Below are 23,043 nucleotides of genomic sequence, written 5' to 3'. Positions count from 1 at the left end.
TGGCGAAATTGTATTGTTATAATATAACGTGACGCAATGCATCGTTTCGAATGCGCCTGCCCGATGAGGTCCGTCATGCCCAACCGTCTTCCTGTCACCGTGCTGTCCGGCTTCCTCGGCGCCGGCAAGAGCACGCTGCTCAATCACGTTTTGCGCAACCGCGACAATCTGCGGGTTGCCGTGATCGTCAACGACATGAGCGAAATCAACATCGATGCCAGCGAAGTACAGCGCAACGTCAGCCTCAACCGCGCGGAAGAAAAACTGGTGGAGATGAGCAACGGCTGCATCTGCTGCACCCTGCGCGAAGACCTGCTGGAAGAGGTTGCGCGCCTGGCGCGTGAGGGCCGCTTCGATTACCTCTTGATCGAGTCGACCGGGATCTCCGAACCGCTGCCGGTAGCCGAGACCTTCACCTTCCGTGACGAACAAGGGCGCAGCCTGTCGGACATGGCGCGGTTGGACACCATGGTCACCGTGGTCGACGGGCTCAACTTCCTGCGTGATTACCAGGCTGCCGACAGCCTGGCCAGCCGCGGCGAGACCCTCGGTGAAGAGGATGAACGTTCGATCAGCGACCTGCTGATCGAGCAGGTCGAGTTCGCCGACGTGTTGCTGCTGAGCAAGATCGACCTGATCGGCCAGCACGAACGTGAAGAGTTGATCGCCATCCTGCGCAGCCTCAATGCCCGGGCGCAGATCGTGCCGATGGTCATGGGCCAGGTTGCGTTGTCGCGAATCCTCGATACCGGCCTGTTCGACTTCGACCAGGCGGCGCAAGCGCCGGGCTGGCTGCAGGAGCTGCGTGGTGAACACGTGCCGGAAACCGAGGAGTACGGCATCGCCGCGACCACCTGGCAGGCCCGCCGGCCGTTTCACCCGCAGCGCTTCTTCGACTTTATCCACACGCCCTGGAGCAATGGCCGGCTGCTGCGCTCAAAAGGTTTTTTCTGGCTGGCCAGCAAGTACCAGGAGGCCGGTAGCTGGTCACAGGCGGGCGGCATGATGCGCCATGGCCTGGCCGGGCGCTGGTGGCGTTTCGTCCCGCGCGAGCAATGGCCGCAAGACGAAGCGGATATGGCGGCGATCCTCAAGCAATGGTCGGTGGACACCGGTGACTGCCGTCAGGAGCTGGTATTCATCGGGCAGAACATCGACTTTGCGCAGTTATCCACAGCGTTGGACGCCTGCCTGCTGAGTGAGGAAGAAATGGCCTTGGGGCCCATGGGCTGGCTACGGTTGGAAGATCCGTTCGGCCCTTGGATCGAGGAGCAGGCGGCATGAAGCTGGCGCCCCAGGTTGTGGATATCTGCCAGGTCTTCGGGCCGTCACCCAAGGTGATGACCGACATGCTCAAGGATGGCGTCAACCTGGCCGTCTGGCAGCGCCAGTTACCCGCCCAGGTCGAGGATTTCTGCGCGCTGGTGCTGAGCCTTGGCCAGACACTGGCGGACGAGCGGGTGATCGATGTCGACGAGCAGCATCCGCCACAGCTGCCGGGGCTGCTCAGGGAAGCGGCCGATCTGCATGGCTACGAAGGTTTCGTCGCCGATGTGGCGTGGCTGGTGGCGGCCTACACCTGCCTGCTCGGTGCACGGCGCATCGGTTTGCGCCTGCGGGTACTGGATGGCGCGATGTGCCCGCGCTTCCATGTGGATAACGTGCCGGTGCGCCTGCTCACCACCTATGCCGGTAGCGGCAGTCAATGGCTGGAGGAGGGTGTGATAGACCGTTCAAGGTTGCAGCTCGATCAACCTGCTGTGGATAACATCCGCCAGCTGGCGGCGGGTGACGTAGCGCTGCTCAAGGGCGAGAAATGGATTGGCAATGAAGGTGCAGGCCTTATCCACCGCTCGCCGCTGACGGCGCCCGGCGAGCGACGCCTGCTGCTCAGCCTTGACTGGCTGGCCTGACGGGGCATAGTGGGCCACGCACTTGCTCGATACCTACCTATGTTGCAGAACATTCCCACCCATGTAATCGCAGGCCCGCTGGGCGCCGGCAAGACCAGCCTGATCCGCCAGCTGCTGGCGCAGCGCCCGGCCAACGAGCGCTGGGCGGTGCTGGTCAACGAGTTCGGGCAGATCGGCCTGGACGCGGCACTGCTGGCGCGTGATGACGATGGCATTGCCATTGGTGAAGTGGCGGGGGGTTGCCTGTGTTGTGTCAACGGCATGCCGTTCCAGGTTGGTCTTGGCCGCTTGCTGCGCAAGGCGCGCCCGGACCGGCTGTTCATCGAGCCCTCTGGGCTGGGCCATCCCCGGCAATTGCTGCAGCAACTGGGGCAGGCGCCGTGGCAGGCTGTGCTGGCCGTGCAGCCGCTGCTGATGGTGCTGGATGCCCAGGCACTGGCCAGGGAAGAACTGCTGCCTGAAGCGCAGCAGGCGGCTTTATCGGCAACTGCACTTTTAGTTTTCAACAAGTCGGCATCTGTGGATGAAGCCAAGCGCCTGTTGATAACTGCGCGATTCCCCGGGTTGCCTGCAGTCTGGACGGATCATGGGGCATTGCCGTTGGACCGCCTGCCAGGTTTGTCCACAGTCGCTGACGTCGACGCGGCTTTGCAGCGGCTGGCTGTGGGCAACTCTATCGCCGCAGCGTCAGCGCTGTGGACAGATCCATCCGAGCCGATCTGCCAGGCCAGTGAGAGTGAAGGGGGTTGGAGCGTGGGATGGCGCTGGCACCCCAGTCAGCGTTTCGAGCCCGCGCAGTTGAACGCCTTTTTGCATGCCTGGCCATGGCGCCGGGCCAAAGGGGTTATCCACAGCCCACAGGGCTGGCAGTCATTCAACGGCCTTGAAGGCCACGAGCCCGAGTGGCAGCCAAGCGAGTGGCGCAGGGATTCACGCCTGGAGTTGATCTTCGCCGAGGCCCAGCCATTGGCCGAGCTGCAGGCCGCGCTGGCGGCGTGCCGCCTGGATGGCTGATCAGTTGTGCCAGCGGTTGTGCTCCTGGCGCCACTGCTGCATCTCGATGACGTTATCGGTGCGTGGCGGGGTCTTGATCTCGAAGGGGTAGGGCGCCAGCTCGATCTGTACGCTGTGCGCGCCGAACTGTGTGACGGTACCCGGGTGGCGTTGCTCGCCGGTGACGGTGAACTCGAAGTTGTAGATGCGTGCCAGGCGCTTGCGGCCATTGGCGTCACGCACGAATGCGATGCGTTTGAGCGCCACGGCGTCGTCCAGCAGCTCCAGGTCGAGCTTTGCGCAATGCTGCTTGACCCGGGCCAGGGCTTTTTCGCGCAGCCCGTGGTTGTGCCACAGCCAGGCGCCGGCGGTCGCCACCAGCATCAGGACGAAGACGTTTTCGAGGGTCAGCATTTGCGTAAGCTCCAGACAGGTCGAGCCAGCTTAACTGTGCCGCTGGCCTGTCGTACAGATGGCATTCGGGTTCATACTGCGGGCCGCACATTTGTTCACACAGTTTCGGAATCGTCCTGCATGAAACGTACACCGCATCTGCTCGCCATTCAGTCCCACGTGGTCTTTGGACATGCCGGCAACAGCGCCGCGGTGTTTCCGATGCAACGGGTCGGGGTCAACGTCTGGCCACTCAACACCGTGCAGTTCTCCAATCACACTCAGTATGGACAGTGGTCGGGGGAAGTGCTTGCTCCAGCGCAAATTCCTGCGTTGGTGGAAGGCATTTCCAACATCGGCGAACTGGGCCATTGCGATGCGGTGCTGTCGGGTTACCTGGGCAGTGCCGAGCAAGGGCGGGCAATCCTGGCCGGTGTCGCGCGGATCAAGGCGGTCAACCCCAAGGCGCTGTACCTGTGCGACCCGGTCATGGGCCACGCCGAGAAAGGCTGCATCGTGCCCGCCGAGGTGAGCGAATTCCTGCTCGAGCAGGCCGCCGCCCAGGCCGACATCCTCTGCCCCAACCAGCTGGAGCTGGACAGCTTCTGCGGGCGCAAGGCGCAGTCCCTTGAAGATTGCGTCGGCATGGCCCGTGGGCTGCTGGAGCGTGGGCCGCAGGTGGTGCTGGTCAAGCACCTGAGTTACCCGGGGCGCGCGGAGGATGCGTTCGAGATGCTGTTGGTGACGGCCAAGGAAAGCTGGCACCTGCGTCGCCCGCTGCTGGCCTTCCCGCGTCAGCCGGTGGGGGTGGGCGACCTCACCTCAGGGCTGTTCCTGGCTCGGGTGCTGCTTGGCGACAGCTGGGTGCAGGCGTTCGAGTTCGCAGCGGCCGCGGTGCATGAGGTGCTGCTGGAAACCCAGGCCTGCGCCAGCTACGAACTGCAGCTGGTGCGGGCCCAGGACCGCATTGCTCACCCGCGCGTGCGCTTCGAGGCGCAGCGCCTGGCTTATTAGTTGGCGTCGGTCTTCAGGTCCTGATAGCGCTGCTCCAGCTCCTGGCGGATCTGGCGGCGCTGCTGGCCCTGCAGGAAGCGGCGCTTCTCTTCGCTGTTGAGCGGCTGGCGCGGCGGCACCTTCACCGGGCGGCGATCATCGTCCACGGCGACCATGGTGAAGAAGCAGCTGTTGGAATGGCGCACCGAACGCTCGCGAATGTTCTCGGTGACCACCTTGATGCCCACCTCCATCGAGGTATTGCCGGTGTAGTTGACCGACGCCAGGAAGGTCACCAGCTCACCGACGTGCACCGGCTCGCGGAAAATCACCTGGTCCACCGACAAGGTGACCACGTAGGTGCCGGCATAACGGCTGGCGCAGGCGTAGGCGACTTCGTCGAGGTACTTGAGCAGGGTGCCGCCGTGTACGTTGCCAGAGAAGTTGGCCATGTCCGGTGTCATCAGGACAGTCATAGTCAACTGGGCGTTTCCAGGTTCCATAGTGAGCTCACGGTGAAGTTGCGCTGAAGCGGGGCTGGTATCTGCTGACACTTCTGTTCCCCTCATAGAGGTTTCCCATCCTGGTACGGGACGTCGGCTGACGCTCCATCGTCACGCCGATCTTGCCATCAGCGGCGCCGGTTCGGCCGATCTGTTTCTGCATATTGCATCGGCATTTTGCGGCAAGGCGCGATGTTAACCTGACGGGGCCCATGCAACGTGGGCTTTTCCATCTATTACAACAGTATGTGCCTGCTTTCTGCGTCAGACGTTTCCGACGGAGGAGTGGTCCGCCACGTGCATTGACACAAGGAGTACTCGCGCCATGCATGCCATCAGCTTCATCCAGGATCTGGCGGTGATCATGCTGGTCGCCGGGGTGGTGACCATCCTCTTCCATCGTCTCAAGCAGCCCGTGGTGCTGGGCTACATCGTTGCCGGCTTCATCATCGGCCCGCACACGCCTCCCTTCGGCCTGATCCACGACGAAGACACCATCAAGACCCTCGCTGAACTGGGGGTGATCTTTCTGATGTTCTGCCTGGGCCTTGAGTTCAGCCTGCGCAAGCTGTTCAAGGTCGGGGCCACGGCGTTCATAGCCGCGTTCCTGGAAATCGTGCTGATGATCTGGATCGGCTTCGAGATCGGCCGCTGGTTTGGCTGGAACACCATGGATTCGCTGTTCCTCGGCGCCATCCTGGCCATTTCCTCGACCACCATCATCGTCAAGGCGCTCAACGACCTGAAGATGAAGAACGAGCGCTTCGCCCAGCTGATCTTCGGCGTGCTGATCGTCGAGGACATCCTGGGCATCGGCATCATCGCGTTGCTGTCGGGCATCGCCGTCAGTGGCTCGGTCAGTTCCGGGGAAGTGTTCTCGACGGTGGGCAAGCTGTCGCTGTTCATGATCGTCGCGCTGGTCATCGGCATCCTGCTGGTGCCGCGGCTGCTGGCCTATGTGGCGAAATTCGAAAGCAACGAAATGCTGCTGATCACCGTGCTGGGGCTGTGCTTCGGTTTCTGCCTGCTGGTGGTGAAGCTTGAGTACAGCATGGTGCTGGGGGCCTTCCTGATCGGCGCAATCATGGCCGAATCGCGCCAGTTGCTGAAGATCGAGCGGCTGATTGAGCCGGTTCGCGACCTGTTCAGCGCCATCTTCTTCGTTGCCATCGGCCTGATGATCGACCCCTCGATTCTGCTCGAGTACGCCTGGCCTATCGTGGTGATCACCCTGGCAGTGGTACTGGGCAAGATGCTCTCCTGCGGCATGGGCGCATTCATCGCCGGCAATGACGGGCGCACTTCGCTGCGGGTGGGCATGGGCCTTTCGCAGATCGGAGAGTTCTCCTTCATCATCGCGGCGCTGGGCATGACCCTGCAGGTCACCAGTGACTTCCTGTATCCGGTCGCGGTGGCGGTGTCGGCCATCACTACGCTGCTCACGCCCTACCTGATCCGCGCGGCCGACCCGCTGTCGATCAAGTTGGGCAAGGTGATGCCGAGCCGCCTGTCACGGGTGCTGTCGCTGTATGGCGAGTGGTTGCGCAGCATCCAGCCCCAGGGCGAGGGCGCGATGCTGGCGGCGATGATTCGGCGGATCCTGTTGCAGGTAGGGGTCAACCTGGCGCTGGTGATCGCGATCTTCTTCAGTGGCGGTTATTTCGCCGGGCGCATCGGCGAATGGCTCAGCGAGTGGGTGGCGGATGTCAGCCAGCAGAAGGCACTGATCTGGGGGGCGGCGCTGCTGTTGTCGCTGCCGTTCCTGATTGCGGCGTACCGCAAGCTCAAGGCGCTGTCGATGTTGCTGGCGGAGATGGGGGTCAAGCCGGAAATGGCCGGGCGGCACACGCAACGTGTGCGCAGGGTGGTCGCCGAAGTGATCCCGTTGCTGTCGTTGCTGGTGATTTTCCTGCTGCTGTCGGCACTGTCGGCAAGCATCCTGCCAACCAGCGAGCTACTGCTGATCATTGCGGTGGTGGCGGCGGGGGTGGTGGCGTTGCTGTGGCGCTGGTTCATCCGCGTTCATACGCGGATGCAGATCGCCTTGCTGGAGACGCTGGAGAACAACCGCGATCATTCGCACTGAGCGAGGGAACGCTCTCTGCGCGAGATTTCATCGTCGTCCGAGGGGATGGAGCGGTAGCGATGTCGCCAGGCGCAGAAAGCCTGGCGATTTTACGGGTATTCAATGGCCATGAGCCATTACTTTATGCGGGTATTTCTCATTCAGCTTTCCAGCCAGACATCCCGTGCCCAGTGCCACACTGATTCCCAGCTCTCTTCGGTGACGATTTCTTCTTCGGCGGACCACAGCACAACAGTGCCGTCTTCCTCGACGCAGTAGTAGTCGTCGCCGTCCTGGCACAGTGGGATCAGGTCACGCGGTACACCGGCGTCCCAGGCATTGGAGGCAACGTCCGGCAGGTAGGTGTGGGACTGCGGGTCGGTGACGGTCACAGGTTCCAGCGAGCCGTACACGACATCGCTTACGGTCAGCAGGAACTCCTTGAACACGAATGGGATGTTGATGAACAGCTGTTCCTCGATTTCGACCAGTTGGTCTTCGTCGGGCAGCTCCAGCGGCACCGGTACCGGCTCGTTGGCTTCACGCAGTTGTTCGATCACTTCTTCCACGGTTCACATCCTCTGACCTTTATGACAACGCTGCGCGTTATACCCTAGTAGTCGACTCCGGCAAAAGCAAAAACCCCGGGACAGGCCCGGGGTTTTTGTTGCAACGTGCGCGGGTTAACCGTTTTGGCGGATACCGGCGAGCATCCAAGGCTGGTTTTCGCCCTGGGCGCGTTCCATGTGCCAGCTCTCGTTGAAAGCCTCGCCCTGGTCGAAGCGCGAGGTCTTCGACACGCCACGGAAGGTCAGAGTGGCGATGGTCTTGTCGGCGCGGTCGTCGACGCCTTCCAGCTGTACATCGAGGTCGTCGATGTAGGTGGACTGGAAGCCTTCACCCTGTTCGGCGCGCTCACGCTTGAGGAAGTCGAGCATTTGCGGGGTGACGAACTCGGCGATCTTGTCCATCTCGTTGGCGTCCCAGTGCTGCTGCAGCGACTGGAAGTGCGAACGGGCGGCGGCGAGGAAGCTGGCTTCGTTGAACCAGGCCGGGGCGTTGATGGTCGGCGCGGCAGCGGCTGGCGCGGCGGAACCGCCGAAGATCGACTGCGGGGCGGCCTGCGGCTGGGCTTCGCGCTGGTACGGGGCGTGGCCGGCAGCAGCGTGTTGCGGCTGTTGCTGGCGACGGCGCGCGGCGATGAAGCGGAACACCAGGAAGGCGATCAGGCCCATGATCAGGAAGTCCATGATCTGCATGCCCTGGAAACCGTCACCCATGAACATGGAAGCCAGCAGGCCACCGGCGGCGAGGCCGGCCAGAGGGCCCAGCCAGCGCGAAGCGCCGCTGGCGGCGGCCGGTGCACGGCCTGGAGCGGTCGGTGCGGCGGCAGGTGTGGTCGGTGCGGCCTGGCGAGTCTGGTGCATGGGCGCTGCGCCCGAGCTCTTGCCGCCGCCGAAGCGCTTGGCGTTGGCGTCGAGGCTCAGCGTCAAGCCGACGCAGAGCGCCAGAGCGATGCTAAGAAAACGTTGCATAAGTTGGGGGTTCCCATTTTGTGGATTGCACGCGCGTCATGGTGCACATGAAGCTGTGGACATGGCTAGCGACAAGATGTTTCGAGCTTTTGCCTGACAGGTATCGAGTTTCGATGTTCCAAGCCTGCTAGATCATCGCGGGGCAAGCCCGCTCCCACGAGCTTTCATGGGAGTTGGATTGCCCCGCGATCTGGCTCAGATAGCCTCGAGCTTCGCATACCCCAGCATCAACCACTTGCTGCCTTCAGCGAAGTTCACCTGCACCCTTGCCTGCGCGCCTGCGCCCTCGAAGTTGAGGATCACGCCCTCACCGAACACCGCGTGCTGCACGCGCTGGCCGAGGTTGAAGGCGGTCTCGGGAATGCTGGCGTTGGCGAACAGGTTGCTGGCCGGGGCCTTGGCGCCGCCGAACGGGCGGCTGACCGAGTTCGACAGGCGTACTTCCTGAACCAGACCGGCCGGAATTTCGCGTACGAAACGCGACACTTTGTTGTAGGTTTCGCTGCCGTACAGGCGACGGGTCTCGGCGTAGGTCATGATCAGCTGGCGCATGGCCCGGGTGATGCCCACGTAAGCCAGGCGGCGTTCCTCTTCCAGACGGCCAGGCTCTTCCAGGCTCATCTTGTGCGGGAACAACCCTTCTTCCATGCCCACCAGGAACACGTAGGGGAATTCCAGGCCCTTGGCACTGTGCAGGGTCATCAGCTGGACACTGTCCTCGTGCTCGTCGGCCTGGGTGTCGCCGGCCTCCAGCGAAGCGTGGCCGAGGAACGCCGACAACGGCGTCAGGTCGGCATCTTCGTCGCTGGTCTCGAAGTTGCGTGCGGCGCTGACCAGTTCTTCAAGGTTTTCTACCCGTGCCTGGCCCTTTTCGCCTTTTTCTTCCTGGTGATAGATGATCAAGCCGGACTGCTCGATGACCGTCTGGGTCATCAGGTGCAGCGGCATGTCCAGCACCTTGGCGGCAAGCTGCTCGATCAGCTCGATGAACGCGCCCAGGGCGCTGGCGGCGCGGCCCTTCAGCGCTTTGCCGGCGAGCAGCTGGCACATCGCTTCCCACATCGACACCTGGCTGTGGCGGGCATGGTCGCGGATGGCCTCGACGGTTTTTTCACCGATGCCGCGCGGCGGCACGTTGATCACCCGTTCCAGGGCGGCGTCGTTGCCGCGGCCCTCGAGCAGGCGCAGGTAGGCCATGGCGTTCTTGATCTCGGCGCGTTCGAAGAAGCGCTGGCCGCCGTAGATGCGGTAGGGAATACGTTCGCGCAGCAGGGCCTCTTCCAGCACCCGTGACTGGGCGTTGGAGCGGTACAGGATGGCGATTTCGTTGCGCGCATTGCCCTGCTTGATCAGGCCTTCGATGGTCTCGACCACGTAGCGCGCTTCGTCGTGCTCGTTGTACGCGGCGTAGAGGGTGATCGGCTCGCCCTCGCCCATGTCGGTCCACAGCTCCTTGCCCAGGCGCCCGCTGTTGTTGGCGATCAGGGCGTTGGCGGCCTTGAGGATGCCACCGGTGGAGCGGTAGTTCTGCTCCAGGCGGATCATCTCGGCGTCAGGGAAGTCGCTGGTGTACTGGTGGATGTTCTCGATTTTCGCGCCGCGCCAGCCGTAGATCGACTGGTCGTCGTCGCCCACCGCCATCAGGCTGTCGCCACCGGCGCCGAGCAGGCGCAACCAGGCGTACTGCACGGCGTTGGTGTCCTGGAACTCGTCCACCAGGATGTGCCGGAAGCGGCGCTGGTAGTGCTCGAGCAGGCCCGGCTGGTCACGCCACAGGTCGAGGGCGCGCAGCAGCAGCTCGGCGAAGTCGATGACCCCGGCGCGCTCGCAGGCCTGTTCGTAGGCGCTATAGATGTCGCGCATGGTGGTCAGGTAGAGGTCGCCGCCCGCCTGGATGTGGCGTGGGCGCAAGCCCTCGTCCTTCTGGCCGTTGATGAACCACTGGACCTGGCGCGCCGGCCACTTCTGCTCGTCGAAGCCGAGCTCGCGGATCACCCGCTTGATCAGGCGCTGCTGGTCGTCGCTGTCGAGAATCTGGAAGTTCTGCACCAGCCCCGCTTCCTGCCAGTGCGCTCGCAACAGGCGGTGGGCCAGGCCGTGGAACGTGCCGACCCACATGCCGGCCGGGTTGATGCCCAGCAGTTGCTCGATCCGCTGGCGCATTTCCGCCGCCGCCTTGTTGGTGAAGGTCACCGACAGGATCGAATGTGGGGAGGCCCCTACGACCTGGATCAGCCAGGCGATACGGTGCACCAGCACCCGGGTCTTGCCCGAGCCGGCACCGGCCAGGACCAATTGCCGCCCGACCTGGGCCGCTACGGCCTGGCGTTGAGCGTCGTTGAGGGAGTTCAGCAGGAGGGAGAGGTCATCATTGCGCATCCGGCCATTCTAGGGCCGGGCAGGGGGCAGGGGCAAACGCCGCCGACGCAAATCACCAGGCGGGCGATTTACCGTTCATCGGCATGGCTCGCCAGCCTGCGTGGTTGAGCGGTCGCATTTGGACGGGCGGGACAATTTCAAAATCATGACCTGGAGCAGTTTGGTCCGGCGCGGCGCTTGTGTATTCTCCCTGCACATTTGTGGTCTGCCATAACAAAAACACAACAAGAAACCAGCCCTATGACCCAGGATTGCATGGCGATCGGAGCATCGCCAGAGACGACACGGAGCGTTCGCAGGCAATTCGCCACTCAGCTGTCTATCGAGCGCACCCGCCTGCTGTACCAGGGCTCCCTGTTGCCCACGCTGTTCATGCTGCTGACCGGTACGCTCTGCGCCTGGTTGTTGTGGAGCCCTGCGCGCTATCTGCTGGTGAGCGTATGGCTGGCCTGGCTGCTGGCGCTGGTCGCCCTGCGGGTGATCCAGGTGGCGGCGTTCGAGGCGGCGACCCCCTCGCGCCAGGCCAGGCCAAACTGGCGACGCATGTTCCTCGCCGGGTCCGCCTTCAGCGGGCTGACGCTGGCCAGCGCGGCGATTGCCCTGGTGCCTGTGGACAACTTCGAGCAACAGGCCTGGGTGTTCGGCCTGCTGGGCACTGCGGTGTTGTCGGCCAGCGTTGCTTATGCCGTCAGCCTGCCGGCATTTCTGAGTTTCGCCTTGCCGTGCCTGTTGCCGCCGACCCTTTTCCTGTTCGCTTATGACGCCGGCCACCAGCGTGGCTGGGGTTGGCTGGGGCTGATTCTGCTGGGCGCCCTGATGGTGGTGGCCTGGCAGGTCAATCGGCTGATCGAGCGCGGCCTGCTGCGGCGCTTTCAGAACCAGGCATTGATCGAGCACCTGCAAAGCACCCAGCGCCACGCCGAGGACCTCAACCACCAGCTCAGCGCCGAAGTTCGCCAACGCCGCCAGGCCGAGGACGAGTTGCGCCTGGCCCATGACGGCCTCGAACAGCGCGTGGCCCAGCGCAGCCATGAGCTGGACCTGGCCAACCAGGCGCTGAGCAAGAGCGAGCAACGCCTGGCCCTGGCGCTGCAGGCCAGCGAGCTGGGCCTTTGGGACTGGAACCTGGAAAGCGACGAGGTTCATCACACCCAGTTGCACGCCCTGTTCGGCCTCGATGGCGACCAGGTCCGCTCGGTACGCGCCGACCTCAAGCCCCGGCTGCATCCCGATGACCTGCCGCTGCTGCGGCGCACCTTGGTCGAGCATCTCAAAGGGCGCACCGAGGACTACCGGGTCGAGTACCGGGTACGCCATGCGCAGGGCCACTGGTGCTGGATCGAGGACCGCGGCCGGGCGGTAGAGCGCGATGTCGACGGCAAGGTGGTGCGCATGCTTGGCACCCGTCGTGATATCTCCGCGCACAAGGAGCAGGAAGAACAGCAACGCCTGGCCGCCACAGTATTCGAGGCCGCCAGCGAAGGCATCGCGATCCTCGACGCAAGCTTCCAGTTGTTGGCGGTCAACCAGGCGTTCTGCGACGTTACCGGCTACGGCCGTGCCGAGCTGATCGCCCGCAACGCCCTGGAACTGCCCTGCAGTCGCGATGCGCGGCGGCACAGCCAGGCCATCGATCAGGCGCTGGAGCAGCAGGGGCGCTGGCAGGGCGAACTGGTCGAGGCGCGCAAGAGCGGCGAGCTCTACCCGCAGTGGTTGCAGCTCAACAGCGTGCGTGATGCGCGCGGCCGCATCGCCAACATCGTCGGCTTCTATACCGATCTATCGGCCCGCCGCGAGTCAGAGGAGCGCTTGCGCTACCTGGCGCACTACGACGATCTGACCGGGCTTGCCAACCGGGCGTTGTTCCGCCTGCGCCTGCACGAGGCCGCCCAGCGCATCCGCTTGAATGGGCGCAGCCTGGCCTTGCTGCACATCGACCTGGATCGCTTCAAGCTGCTCAACGAGAGCCTCGGCCATGAGCTGGCCGACCAGTTACTCAAGAAGACGGCCCAGCGGATCGCCAACGCGGTACCGGAGGCCGATACCGTGGCGCGGCTGTCGGGTGACGAGTTCGCCATCCTGTTCGACGGTTACACCAACCTTTCCAGCCTGGTGCGGGTCACCACGCGCCTGCTCGACAAGCTGCGGGTGCCGCAGCGCTTGGGTGGGCATGAAGTAGTGATCAGCGCGTCGGTGGGTATCAGCGTGCTATCGGACGCCACCTTCGACCTCAATGCGCTGGTCAGCCAGGCCGACATGGCCAAGCAGCACGCCAAGCACCTGGGCGGCGACAATTTCCAGTTCTACACCGAGAGCCTGCGCGCCAGCACCCTGGAGCGCCTGCAACTGGAGAACCAGCTGCGCAAGGCCATCGACGAAGGCCAACTGCTGGTCTACTACCAGCCAAAATTGTGCCTGCGCACCGGCCAGCTGCATGCTGCCGAGGCGCTGGTGCGCTGGCAGCACCCGGAGTGGGGCATGGTGCCGCCGGGCGAATTCATCGGTTTGGCGGAAGAGACCGGGCTGATCGCGCCGATGGGCGAATTCGTGTTGCGCCAGGCCTGCTGGCAGGCCTGTGAGTGGTTGCGCCAGGGGCTGGAAGTGCGGGTCTCGGTCAACCTGTCGGTGTACCAGCTGCGCCAGGGCAAGCTGGTCAGCCTGGTGCGCCAGGTGCTGCAGGAGTCGGGGCTGGCGCCGCACCTGCTGGAGTTGGAACTCACCGAAAGCCAGTTGCTGGACAGCGTCGAGCACATCATCGCCACTTTCGAGCAGCTCCATGAATTGGGGGTGAAATTGGCCATCGACGACTTCGGCACCGGCTATTCATCGCTCAGCTACCTGAAACGCTTCCCGGTGGACTACGTGAAGATCGACCAGGCATTCATCCGTGGCCTGCACGACGGCAACCAGGATGCGGCGATCACCCGGGCGATCATTGCCATGGCCAAGAGCCTGCAACTGCAAGTGGTGGCCGAGGGTGTGGAAACCCCCGAGCAGCTGCAGTTCCTGCGCGAGCAGGGTTGCGACGAGGTGCAGGGCTACCTGATCAGCCGGCCGGTGGACGCGGCCTCGTTCCAGGCATTGCTTGAGCGTCCGACCGCCGACCTGTTGCGCTAGCCTGGGAGCGGCGCTGCCGTTGTCCAGGCGATTGCAGCGCCGTTACAGGTGCCAGGCCTGGCCATGGCGCGCGAGCAGGCTGTTGGCCTGCTCCGGTCCGTTGCTGCCAGCGGGGTAAGGGCGTGGTGCCTGGAAGTGTTCTTCCCAGCCCTGCAGGATCGGGTCGATCCAGGCCCAGGCGGCCTCCACCTCGTCTCGGCGCATGAACAGCGTGGAGTCACCTTCCATTACATCCAGCAGCAAGCGCTCGTAGGCGTCCCAGCGGCGGGTCTGGGCGAACGCCTGGGCGAGGTTGAGGTCGAGCTCGACGGGCGCCAGGCGCATGCCTTTGCCGGGGCTCTTGGTCATCATGCGCAGGCTGATGTGCTCGTCCGGCTGTAGCTGGATCAGCAACTGGTTGACCTGGCCGCCACTGAACAGCTCGTGGGGCACCGGCTTGAACTGGATGACGATCTGCGACGAGCGCCGCGCCATGCGTTTGCCGGTGCGCAGGTAGAACGGCACCCCAGCCCAGCGCCAGTTGTCGACGTGCGCCTGGACGGCGACGAAGGTCTCGGTGTCGCTGTCGTTGTCGACATCTTTCTCGAAGTAGTAGGCGGGTACTTCCTGGCCGCCGATCTTGCCGGCGCCATACTGGCCGCGCACCGTCTTGTCCTGCACGTCCTGGCCAGTGATAGGTTTGAGGGCGCGCAGGATCTTCACCTTCTCGTCCCGCACGGCTTCGGCGTCGAATTGCGCCGGCGGCTCCATGGCTACCAGGCACAGCAGCTGCAGCAGGTGGTTCTGCAACATGTCGCGGGTGGCGCCGGCGCGGTCGTAGTAGGCGCCGCGGCTCTCCACGCCGAGGGTTTCGCAGACGCTGATCTGCACATGGTCCACCTGGCTGTTGCGCCACACCGGCTCCAGCAGGGCATTGGCGAAGCGCAGGGCCATGAGGTTCTGCACCGTTTCCTTGCCCAGGTAGTGGTCGATGCGGAATACCTGGGACTCGTCGAACACTTCGCCGATCGCTTCGTTGATCGCGGTGGCCGACTCCAGCGAATGGCCGATGGGCTTTTCCAGCACGATGCGCGCCTCGTTGTCGGCCAGGCCGGCGATGCGCAGGTGGTTGGCGATGGGCACGAACAGCTGGGGCGCGGTGGCCAGGTAGTAGATGCGTGTCAGCCCGCCGGGCTCGCCCAGGTAGCGCGCCAGGCGGCCGAAGTCGGCACTTTGCGCGGCGTCCATGGGGAAGTAGTCCAGGCGCGCCGAGAAGCGCTGCCAGACCTCCTCGTCGAAGTCCTGGCGGGCGATCTGTGCGCGGCAGTGGCGTTCGGCGAGCTTGACGTAGTCGTTGCGCGGCAACGGGCGGCGGGCCAGTGAGATGATCCGCACGGCATTGTGCAGGCGGGCCTCGCGATACAGGTGGTAGAGCGCCGGAAGCAGCTTGTGCAGGGCCAGATCGCCGGTGCCGCCGAAGACCAGGATGTCGCAAGGTATAGTCAAACCACCACTCTCCACGTTCGTTTAACTGGGCGGGTTGGCGAGCATGTAGTATAACTACAAGAAAGCTACATCCCGGCCAGCCGATCATAACCGAGTCCAGACCGTGAATCTGTTGCAACATATCGCCCAATCGCGCCACCTGTTGCGCAAATCGGAACTCAAAGTGGCCGACCACGTGCTGCTCGATCCGGCTGCCGTCATGCACAGTTCGATGGCCGACCTGGCGCACAACGTGGGGATCAGCGAGCCGACCATCGTGCGATTCTGCCGGGCGATCGGTTGTTCGGGCTTCCAGGACCTCAAGCTCAAGCTGGCGCAGAGCCTGGCCGCCGGGGCCAGTTTCGGCCAGTTCGCCATCCATGAAGACGACTCGGTTGCCGACTACAGCCTGAAGATCTTCGACACTACCTTGCACACACTGATGGAAGTGCGTGAGCACCTCGACCCGCAGGCCCTGCAGCAAGCGGTGAGTGCCATGGCCCAGGCGCAGCGCGTAGAGTTCTATGGTTTTGGCGCGTCCGGCGCGGTGGCCGCCGACGCCCAGCACAAGTTCTTCCGTCTGCTGCTCACTGCGGCGGCCTATTCCGACCCGCACATGCAGGCGATGTCGGCGGTTACCTTGAAGCCGGGTGATGTGGCAGTGTGCATCTCGCAGTCGGGGCGTTCCAAGGACCTGCTGATCACCGCCAACCTGGTGCGCGAGAGCGGTGCCAACCTGATCACCCTGTGCCCCAGCCAGACACCGCTGGCCGAGCTGTCGACGGTCAACCTGGCGATCGACGTGCACGAAGACACCGAAATCTACACCCCGCTGACGTCGCGCATTGCTCACCTGGTAGTGATCGACGTGCTGGCCATGGGCGTGGCCATGGCCCGTGGCCCGAGCCTGGTCAACCACCTCAAGAGCGTGAAGCGCAGCTTGCGCAGCCTGCGTTTGTCGCCCAAGTCGATCAAGGCTACAGACGACTGACCTGCACGGGCCACATCGCCAACCTCTGAAGCGACACCGGCTCTGTGGGAGCGGCTTCAGCCGCGAACACCGGCGTAGCCGGTGCCATGCACCCTGTCGCTTGCTTCGCGGCTAAAGCCGCTCCCACAGGATAGGCGCCAGGCCTGTGGGAGCGGTCAAAGCCTGCGATATGGTCGGTAAAGACAGCGAAGATTCATAAATCTGTCACCCTTCCACCGCCAAACGGTAAACCTGCAGCGCCAGTCTGAAACTCCCCCCATCCTATCTGGGAGACAGGCAATGGCACGTGAACACGACGGTTCGTACCAACCCAACGCCAAGGCTCGCAAGCAGCAGGAAAAGGACCAGCGCCGCATGGAGTTCCGCCGCGCGATCGAAAGCTACTGCGACCGCCGCGAGCTGCTGCGCTCGCTGGCCGACTACCCCGAGCTGCAGGACATCACGGTGTGGCAGGTATCGGCGGCAACTTCCCCGAAAAACGCTCAACAAGCGCGCTGATCTGCGCACGTTCGCCGCGGATGAATGCCTGGAACGCCAAGGCCACCGGTGACTGGCGCTTGGCTTTAGCCTGCACGATGCACCAGCTGCGGTACAGCGGCAGCTCCTCGACCGGCAGCTCCTTGAGCAGGCCGGTGGCCAGTTCCAGGTTGACCGCATGGCGGGTCAGCAGGGCTATGCCGAGGCCCGCCACCACGCATTCACGCTGCGAATCGGTGGAGGCTACCTCCAGGGTCTGGGTGAAGTGCACGCGCTTGTCCTTGAAGAACTCCTCGCAGGCCTTGCGCGTGCCCGAGCCTTGCTCGCGGACCAGCAGGGTATGAGGTTCAAGGTCCTGCAGGCGCAGGCTCTCGAGCTTGCACAGCGGGTGGTCCGGCGGCGCCACGGCGACGATCGGGTTGTTGAGGAAGGGCAGGAACTCCAGCCCCATGTCCTGGGGCACCATGGACATGATGATCAGGTCGTCGCGGTTGTCCGACAGGCGCCTGATCGCCTGGGCCCGGTTGACCACCGTCAAGGTCAGGTTGACCTCCGGGTGGCGCTGCTTGAAGGCGGCGAACAGGTGTGGCACGAAGTACTTGGCGCTGGATTCGATCGCCAGTTTCAGCTGACCCTGCAGTGAGCCCTGCATGTCCGACAGCTGCATGTCGAGGTTCTCCAGGCGCCCGAAGATATCCCGGCTGGCGCGTTGCAACGCTTCGGCGGCCTCGGTCAGGTAGAGCTTCTTGCCGACGTACTCGAACAGCGGCTGGCCCACCAGTTCTTCGAGCTGACGTATTTGTAGACTTACGGCGGGTTGCGTCAGTGCCATTTCCTCGGCCGCCCGGCTGTAGGAGCGCAAATCACACACTTCATTGAAGATCTGCAATTGACGCAATGTCATACGCATCAATGACTTACGCATTTTTTCACCTGTTTTGGCAAAACCTTGTTACCGAACTATAAGCCTTTGCTAATACTGGCCCTAACAAATATTGATTTTTGTTTATCGACCTACAACGCTAGGGTGATTGTGCGACTGGCCAGCGACGTCTGGTCACGCGCCGACCGGTGAAACCGGATCGTCTGTTCCTACGGCTTTGGGAAGACTCCAGTGATAAAAAAAATCCTGATCGCCAACCGGGGTGAAATCGCAGTTCGAATCGTGCGCGCTTGCGCCGAGATGGGCATTCGCTCTGTGGCGATCTACTCCGACGCCGACCGTCACGCCTTGCACGTCAAGCGCGCCGATGAGGCCTACAGCATTGGTGCCGAGCCCCTGGCCGGTTATCTGAACCCGCGCAAGCTGGTCAACCTGGCTGTGGAAACCGGCTGTGATGCCCTGCACCCGGGCTACGGTTTCCTGTCGGAAAACGCCGAGCTGGCGGAGATCTGCGCCGAACGCGGGGTCAAGTTCATCGGCCCGGCCGCTGACGTGATTCGCCGCATGGGCGACAAGACCGAAGCGCGCCGCACCATGATCCAGGCCGGTGTGCCGGTGACCCCGGGCACTGAAGGCAACGTTGCCGACATCCATGAAGCTCTGCAGGAAGGCGACCGCATCGGTTATCCGGTGATGCTCAAGGCCACTTCCGGCGGTGGCGGGCGAGGCATTCGCCGCTGCAACAGCCGTGAAGAGCTGGAACAGAACTTCCCCCGGGTCATTTCCGAAGCCACCAAGGCCTTCGGCTCGGCAGAAGTGTTCCTGGAAAAATGCATCGTCAACCCCAAGCACATCGAGGCGCAGATCCTCGGTGACAGCTTCGGCAACGTGGTGCACCTGTTCGAGCGCGACTGCTCGATCCAGCGCCGCAACCAGAAGCTCATCGAGATCGCCCCCAGCCCGCAGCTCACCCCTGAGCAGCGCGCCTACATCGGCGACCTGGCCGTGCGCGCGGCCAAGGCGGTGAACTACGAGAACGCCGGTACCGTGGAGTTCCTGCTCGCCGAGGGCGAGGTGTACTTCATGGAAATGAACACCCGGGTGCAGGTGGAACACACCATCACCGAGGAAATCACCGGCATCGATATCGTCCGCGAGCAGATCCGCATCGCCTCGGGCCTGCCGCTGTCGATCAAGCAGGAAGACATCCAGCACCGCGGCTTCGCCCTGCAGTTCCGCATCAACGCCGAAGACCCGAAGAACAACTTCCTGCCCAGCTTCGGCAAGATCACCCGTTACTACGCCCCCGGCGGCCCGGGCGTGCGCACTGACACGGCGATCTACACCGGCTACACCATTCCACCGTTCTACGACTCCATGTGCCTGAAACTGGTGGTCTGGGCGCTGAGTTGGGAAGAAGCCATGGACCGCGGCCTGCGGGCTCTGGACGACATGCGTGTGCAGGGGGTGAAGACCACCGCCGCGTATTACCAGGAAATCCTGCGCAACCCCGAATTCCGTAGCGGCCAGTTCAACACCAGCTTCGTCGAAAGCCACCCCGAACTGACCAACTACTCGATCAAGCGCAAACCCGAAGAGCTGGCCCTGGCCATCGCCGCTGCCATCGCCGCCCACGCAGGCCTTTGAATGCAGCTGCAAGCTGTCAGCGGCAAGCTGCAAGTAAAAGCGGATCGGCTTTTTCTTGCGGCTTGTAGCTTGAAGCTTGTCGCTACGAGGAGAGAATAATGTCCAAGAAAATCTTTGTTACCGACACGATCCTGCGCGACGCCCACCAGTCCCTGCTGGCCACCCGCATGCGCACCGAAGACATGCTGCCGATCTGCGACAAGCTCGACAAAGTCGGCTACTGGTCGCTGGAAGTCTGGGGCGGCGCCACCTTCGACGCCTGCGTGCGCTTCTTGAAAGAAGACCCGTGGGAGCGCCTGCGCAAGCTGCGCAGCGCACTGCCCAACACCCGCCTGCAGATGCTCCTGCGCGGCCAGAACCTGCTGGGCTACCGCCATTACAGCGACGACGTGGTCAAAGCCTTCGTCGCCAAGGCTGCGGTCAACGGTATCGACGTGTTCCGCATCTTCGATGCCATGAACGACGTGCGTAACCTGCGCGTGGCCATCGAGGCGGTCAAGGCCGCCGGCAAGCACGCCCAGGGCACCATCGCCTACACCACCAGCCCCGTGCACACCATCGATGCCTTCGTGAAGCAGGCCCAGCAGATGGAAGCCATGGGTTGCGACTCGGTGGCGATCAAGGACATGGCCGGCCTGCTGACCCCGTTCGCCACCGGCGAGCTGGTCAAGGCACTCAAGGCCGAGCAGTCGCTGCCGGTGTTCATCCACTCCCACGACACCGCCGGCCTGGCCGCAATGTGCCAGCTCAAGGCCGTTGAAAACGGTGTCGATCACATCGATACCGCCATTTCCAGCTTCGCCTGGGGCACCAGCCACCCGGGCACCGAATCGATGGTCGCCGCGCTCAAGGGCAGCGAGTTCGACACCGGCCTGGACCTGGAGCTGCTGCAGGAAATCGGCCTGTATTTCTATGCCGTGCGCAAGAAGTACCACCAGTTCGAGAGCGAGTTCACCGCCGTGGATACCCGCGTGCAGGTCAACCAGGTCCCGGGCGGGATGATTTCCAACCTGGCCAACCAGCTCAAGGAGCAAGGTGCGCTCAACCGCATGGGCGAAGTGCTGGCAGAGATCCCACGGGTGCGCGAAGACCTCGGCTTCCCGCCGCTGGTCACCCCGACCTCGCAGATCGTTGGCACCCAGGCGTTCTTCAACGTGCTGGCCGGCGAGCGCTACAAGACCATCACCAACGAAGTGAAGCTGTACCTGCAGGGCGGCTACGGCAAGGCCCCGGGCGTGGTCAACGAGCAGCTGCGCCGCCAGGCCATCGGCAGCGAAGAAGTGATCGACGTGCGCCCGGCCGACCTGCTCAAGCCGGAAATGGCCAAGCTGCGCAGTGACATCGGCGCCCTGGCGCGCAGTGAAGAAGACGTGCTGACCTTCGCCATGTTCCCGGATATCGGGCGCAAGTTCCTCGAAGAGCGCGAAGCCGGCACCCTCACCCCCGAAGCCCTGCTGCCGATTCCGGAAGCCGGCGCGGTGGGCTCGGTGGGCGGTGAGGGCGTGCCGACCGAGTTCGTTATCGACGTGCACGGCGAAACCTACCGCGTCGATATCACCGGCGTGGGCGTCAAGGCCGAAGGCAAGCGTCACTTCTACCTGTCCATCGACGGCATGCCGGAAGAAGTGGTGTTCGAGCCACTCAACGAGTTCGTCGGCGGTGGCAGCAGCAAGCGCAAGCAGGCCAGCGCCCCTGGCCACGTCAGCACCACCATGCCGGGCAACATCGTCGATGTGCTGGTCAAGGAAGGTGACGTGGTCAAGGCCGGTCAAGCGGTGCTGATCACCGAAGCCATGAAGATGGAGACCGAAGTGCAGGCGGCGATCGCCGGCAAGGTCGTGGCCATCCATGTGGCCAAGGGCGACCGGGTCACCCCGGGCGAGATCCTGATCGAGATCGAAGGCTGAGATAAGCCTTCATCTACAAGCGGTTAACCTCTGGGGAGCGAATGCTCCCCTTTTTTTCGCCTGCCGTTCAGCGTTGGTAACCCTTGCCGAAATGCCGCTCCAGCCGGGCCTGCACCAGCTCCAGCAGGATCGACAGCACCCAGTAGATCACCGCCGCGGTGGTCAGCATCTCCAGGTAGCGATAGCTCGAGCGGCCGTAGGATTGGGCCAGGAACATCACTTCCCAGACCCCCATCACCGAAATCAGCGACGAGTCCTTGAGCATCGAGATGAACTGGTTGGCGCTCGGCGGGATGATGGTGCGCATGGCCTGGGGCAGGGTGATGTGCCAGAAGATCGCTGCCGGGCGCATGCCCAGGGCCAGGGCCGCCTGGCGCTGGCCGACGGCGACGCCGATGATGCCGGCGCGGAAGATCTCGCTCAGGTAGGCGCCGTAGTTCAATGACAGGGCGATGATCCCGGCGGCGATGGCGCCCGGCACCAGGCCCAGCTGTGGCAGGCCCAGGTAGATCAGCAGAATCTGGATCAACAGCGGTGTGCCGCGAAAGAACGAGGTGTAGAAACTCGCCACGCCAAACAGCACCGCACTGCTGGACAGCCTTGCCAAGGCGGCGGCAAAGCCCAGCAGCACCGAGGTGAACATCGAGCAGATGCACAGGAACAGGGTCAGCGCGGCGCCTTGCAAAAAGCCGTTGGGGCCAAGCCGGAAGCCTGCAAGGTTGGGGAATTTCTCCACGATGATCGAAAATTTCAGATCAAAGTTTAAGAAAAAGCCCACGAACAGCAGCAACAATACCAGCCACGTCAGGTACAGCCGGCTGCGAAAGCCCAGCAGGCGCGAGCCCGTCGTTGTGGCGACGGGTTTGGGAGCAGTTTGATGTGCACTCATTTACTGATGTCGGCGCCGATCCACTTCTGCGAAAGCTTCGCCAGCGTACCCTCGGCTTTCAGCTCGGCGAACACCTGGCGCACCTTGGCATCCCATTCTGGGTCGCCTTTTTCGATGGCCACCGAGTTTGGCTCTTCATACAACGGCGCTCCGGCCAGCTTGAAACGCTTGTCCTGGTCCAGGCGGGGTTGCGCGGTCACCAGGTTGGTCAGGATTGCATCCAGGCGCACGCCGGCGCCCAGGCCGAGGTCCTGGAAGGCAACGTTGTCGGTGTCGTACGGGGCGGCCTGGACGAAGTCGAAGGGGTAGTCGATCTTGCGGTCTTCGGCGCCTTCGATCACCAGGTTCTTGTTCAGGTAGCTCTCGTAGCTGGAGGCACTGGTCAGGCCGACCTTGCGGCCGTCCAGGCCCTTGGCCGAGTGGATGCGCTCGTCCTTGGCATTGACCACGATCACCGCCGGCGAGGCGTAGTACTCCACCGGGAAGTCGAACACTTCGGCGCGCGCCTTGCTCGGTGTCATCGAGCAGATGCAGATGTCGTAGCGGCCGCTCCAGCGGCCAGCAGCGATCACGTCCCAGGAGGGTGTTTCCAGGCGCAGCTTCACGCCCAGTTTTTCGGCGACTGCCTTGGCCACGTCCACATCGAAGCCGTCGAGTTGATTCTGCTCGTTGAGGAAAGAGAACGGCGGGTAGCTCTCCATCAGCACATTGACCAGTTCCTTGCGGGTTTCCACACGTTCCAGCGTGGCGCCTGCGAAGGCTTGAGTGGCAGCGCTCAGGGCAAGGAGACCGGCGCCCAGCAAGGTTGGTATACGCATGGAGATACCTGAAAAAGTGCTTGAATAAAGGATGTTTGATATTTAATAGTTATAAGCATGTACTAACTAGTGAATT

19 protein-coding genes are annotated in these 23,043 nt (G+C 63.3%); 10 read left to right on the top strand and 9 right to left on the bottom strand.

The window, feature by feature from the left end; translation table 11 throughout:
- Window positions 1–75 precede the first annotated feature (75 nt).
- The 3 genes from zigA to EJA05_RS27905 are packed head-to-tail and all read left to right on the top strand — an operon-like array spanning window position 76 to window position 2,927.
- Window positions 76–1,284: a zinc metallochaperone GTPase ZigA gene (gene zigA, locus EJA05_RS27915; RefSeq protein ID WP_125861191.1), complete on the top strand. Its 1,209-nt coding sequence runs from the start codon at window positions 76–78 to the stop codon at window positions 1,282–1,284.
- Window positions 1,281–1,913, top strand: coding sequence for a DUF1826 domain-containing protein (locus EJA05_RS27910; protein ID WP_125466111.1), 633 nt, complete (start codon window positions 1,281–1,283; stop codon window positions 1,911–1,913). The genes zigA and EJA05_RS27910 overlap by 4 nt, the downstream gene beginning before the upstream one ends.
- Before the next feature lie 39 nt (window positions 1,914–1,952).
- The gene (locus EJA05_RS27905; RefSeq protein WP_125861189.1) at window positions 1,953–2,927 is read left to right on the top strand and encodes a CobW family GTP-binding protein; all 975 of its coding nucleotides are present in this window, start codon (window positions 1,953–1,955) and stop codon (window positions 2,925–2,927) included.
- On the opposite strand, the gene EJA05_RS27900 is transcribed toward EJA05_RS27905, so the two are convergent.
- A complete protein-coding gene (locus EJA05_RS27900; protein WP_125466109.1) occupies window positions 2,928–3,320 on the bottom strand; it encodes a DUF3301 domain-containing protein in 393 nt (130 codons plus the stop codon). It abuts the gene before it with no gap.
- Between the two features lie 120 nt (window positions 3,321–3,440).
- Here EJA05_RS27900 and pdxY point away from each other — a divergent pair, with 120 nt between their 5' ends.
- The gene (gene pdxY / locus EJA05_RS27895) at window positions 3,441–4,313 is read left to right on the top strand and encodes a pyridoxal kinase PdxY (protein WP_125861187.1); all 873 of its coding nucleotides are present in this window, start codon (window positions 3,441–3,443) and stop codon (window positions 4,311–4,313) included.
- On the opposite strand, the gene EJA05_RS27890 is transcribed toward pdxY, so the two are convergent.
- Window positions 4,310–4,795, bottom strand: coding sequence for an acyl-CoA thioesterase (locus tag EJA05_RS27890; RefSeq protein WP_125861185.1), 486 nt, complete (start codon window positions 4,793–4,795; stop codon window positions 4,310–4,312). The two genes, pdxY and EJA05_RS27890, sit on opposite strands and share 4 nt — an antisense overlap.
- Window positions 4,796–5,120: 325 nt before the next feature.
- On the opposite strand from EJA05_RS27890, the gene EJA05_RS27885 reads away from it, so the two are divergent.
- The gene (locus EJA05_RS27885) at window positions 5,121–6,881 is read left to right on the top strand and encodes a cation:proton antiporter (protein ID WP_125861183.1); all 1,761 of its coding nucleotides are present in this window, start codon (window positions 5,121–5,123) and stop codon (window positions 6,879–6,881) included.
- A gap of 140 nt (window positions 6,882–7,021) precedes the next feature.
- On the opposite strand, the gene EJA05_RS27880 is transcribed toward EJA05_RS27885, so the two are convergent.
- From EJA05_RS27880 to uvrD, 3 genes are all read right to left on the bottom strand, one after another.
- Complete coding sequence (locus EJA05_RS27880) at window positions 7,022–7,429, bottom strand: SMI1/KNR4 family protein (RefSeq protein ID WP_125466107.1); 408 nt, start codon at window positions 7,427–7,429, stop codon at window positions 7,022–7,024.
- A gap of 114 nt (window positions 7,430–7,543) precedes the next feature.
- On the bottom strand, window positions 7,544–8,395 hold the full coding sequence (locus EJA05_RS27875; protein WP_110995077.1) for a Tim44 domain-containing protein: 852 nt from the start codon (window positions 8,393–8,395) through the stop codon (window positions 7,544–7,546).
- A 195-nt stretch (window positions 8,396–8,590) separates the two neighbouring features.
- A complete protein-coding gene (gene uvrD / locus EJA05_RS27870) occupies window positions 8,591–10,774 on the bottom strand; it encodes a DNA helicase II (protein ID WP_125861181.1) in 2,184 nt (727 codons plus the stop codon).
- A 240-nt stretch (window positions 10,775–11,014) separates the two neighbouring features.
- On the opposite strand from uvrD, the gene EJA05_RS27865 reads away from it, so the two are divergent.
- Window positions 11,015–13,891, top strand: coding sequence for a putative bifunctional diguanylate cyclase/phosphodiesterase (locus EJA05_RS27865; RefSeq protein ID WP_125861179.1), 2,877 nt, complete (start codon window positions 11,015–11,017; stop codon window positions 13,889–13,891).
- A gap of 42 nt (window positions 13,892–13,933) precedes the next feature.
- Here EJA05_RS27865 and zwf read toward each other — a convergent pair whose 3' ends face one another.
- Window positions 13,934–15,376, bottom strand: coding sequence for a glucose-6-phosphate dehydrogenase (zwf, locus tag EJA05_RS27860; protein ID WP_125466104.1), 1,443 nt, complete (start codon window positions 15,374–15,376; stop codon window positions 13,934–13,936).
- Between the two features lie 103 nt (window positions 15,377–15,479).
- Between zwf and hexR the strand changes: the two genes are divergently transcribed.
- Window positions 15,480–16,346 carry a transcriptional regulator HexR gene (hexR, locus tag EJA05_RS27855; RefSeq protein ID WP_110995081.1) on the top strand — a complete coding sequence of 289 codons (867 nt, stop codon included), beginning with the start codon at window positions 15,480–15,482 and terminating at the stop codon, window positions 16,344–16,346.
- Window positions 16,347–16,625: 279 nt separating this feature from the next.
- Window positions 16,626–16,844 carry a PA3496 family putative envelope integrity protein gene (locus EJA05_RS27850; protein WP_125861177.1) on the top strand — a complete coding sequence of 73 codons (219 nt, stop codon included), beginning with the start codon at window positions 16,626–16,628 and terminating at the stop codon, window positions 16,842–16,844.
- On the opposite strand, the gene EJA05_RS27845 is transcribed toward EJA05_RS27850, so the two are convergent.
- Entirely contained in the window at window positions 16,786–17,733 is a 948-nt protein-coding gene (locus tag EJA05_RS27845) for a LysR family transcriptional regulator (RefSeq protein WP_190306097.1), read from the bottom strand. The two genes, EJA05_RS27850 and EJA05_RS27845, sit on opposite strands and share 59 nt — an antisense overlap.
- A gap of 204 nt (window positions 17,734–17,937) precedes the next feature.
- On the opposite strand from EJA05_RS27845, the gene EJA05_RS27840 reads away from it, so the two are divergent.
- Window positions 17,938–19,353: an acetyl-CoA carboxylase biotin carboxylase subunit gene (locus EJA05_RS27840; protein WP_125466102.1), complete on the top strand. Its 1,416-nt coding sequence runs from the start codon at window positions 17,938–17,940 to the stop codon at window positions 19,351–19,353.
- Window positions 19,354–19,451: 98 nt separating this feature from the next.
- Window positions 19,452–21,260: a sodium-extruding oxaloacetate decarboxylase subunit alpha gene (gene oadA / locus EJA05_RS27835; protein ID WP_110995085.1), complete on the top strand. Its 1,809-nt coding sequence runs from the start codon at window positions 19,452–19,454 to the stop codon at window positions 21,258–21,260.
- Between the two features lie 67 nt (window positions 21,261–21,327).
- Here oadA and EJA05_RS27830 read toward each other — a convergent pair whose 3' ends face one another.
- Both EJA05_RS27830 and EJA05_RS27825 read right to left on the bottom strand, forming a co-directional pair.
- Complete coding sequence (locus EJA05_RS27830) at window positions 21,328–22,149, bottom strand: amino acid ABC transporter permease (RefSeq protein ID WP_125861173.1); 822 nt, start codon at window positions 22,147–22,149, stop codon at window positions 21,328–21,330.
- Window positions 22,146–22,967 carry an ABC transporter substrate-binding protein gene (locus EJA05_RS27825; protein WP_125861171.1) on the bottom strand — a complete coding sequence of 274 codons (822 nt, stop codon included), beginning with the start codon at window positions 22,965–22,967 and terminating at the stop codon, window positions 22,146–22,148. The genes EJA05_RS27830 and EJA05_RS27825 overlap by 4 nt, the downstream gene beginning before the upstream one ends.
- Between the last annotated feature and the right edge of the window lie 76 nt (window positions 22,968–23,043).

Source organism: Pseudomonas oryziphila (genome assembly GCF_003940825.1).
Lineage (GTDB): Bacteria > Pseudomonadota > Gammaproteobacteria > Pseudomonadales > Pseudomonadaceae > Aquipseudomonas > Aquipseudomonas sichuanensis.
This window is presented reverse-complemented; position numbering and strand designations above follow the sequence as displayed.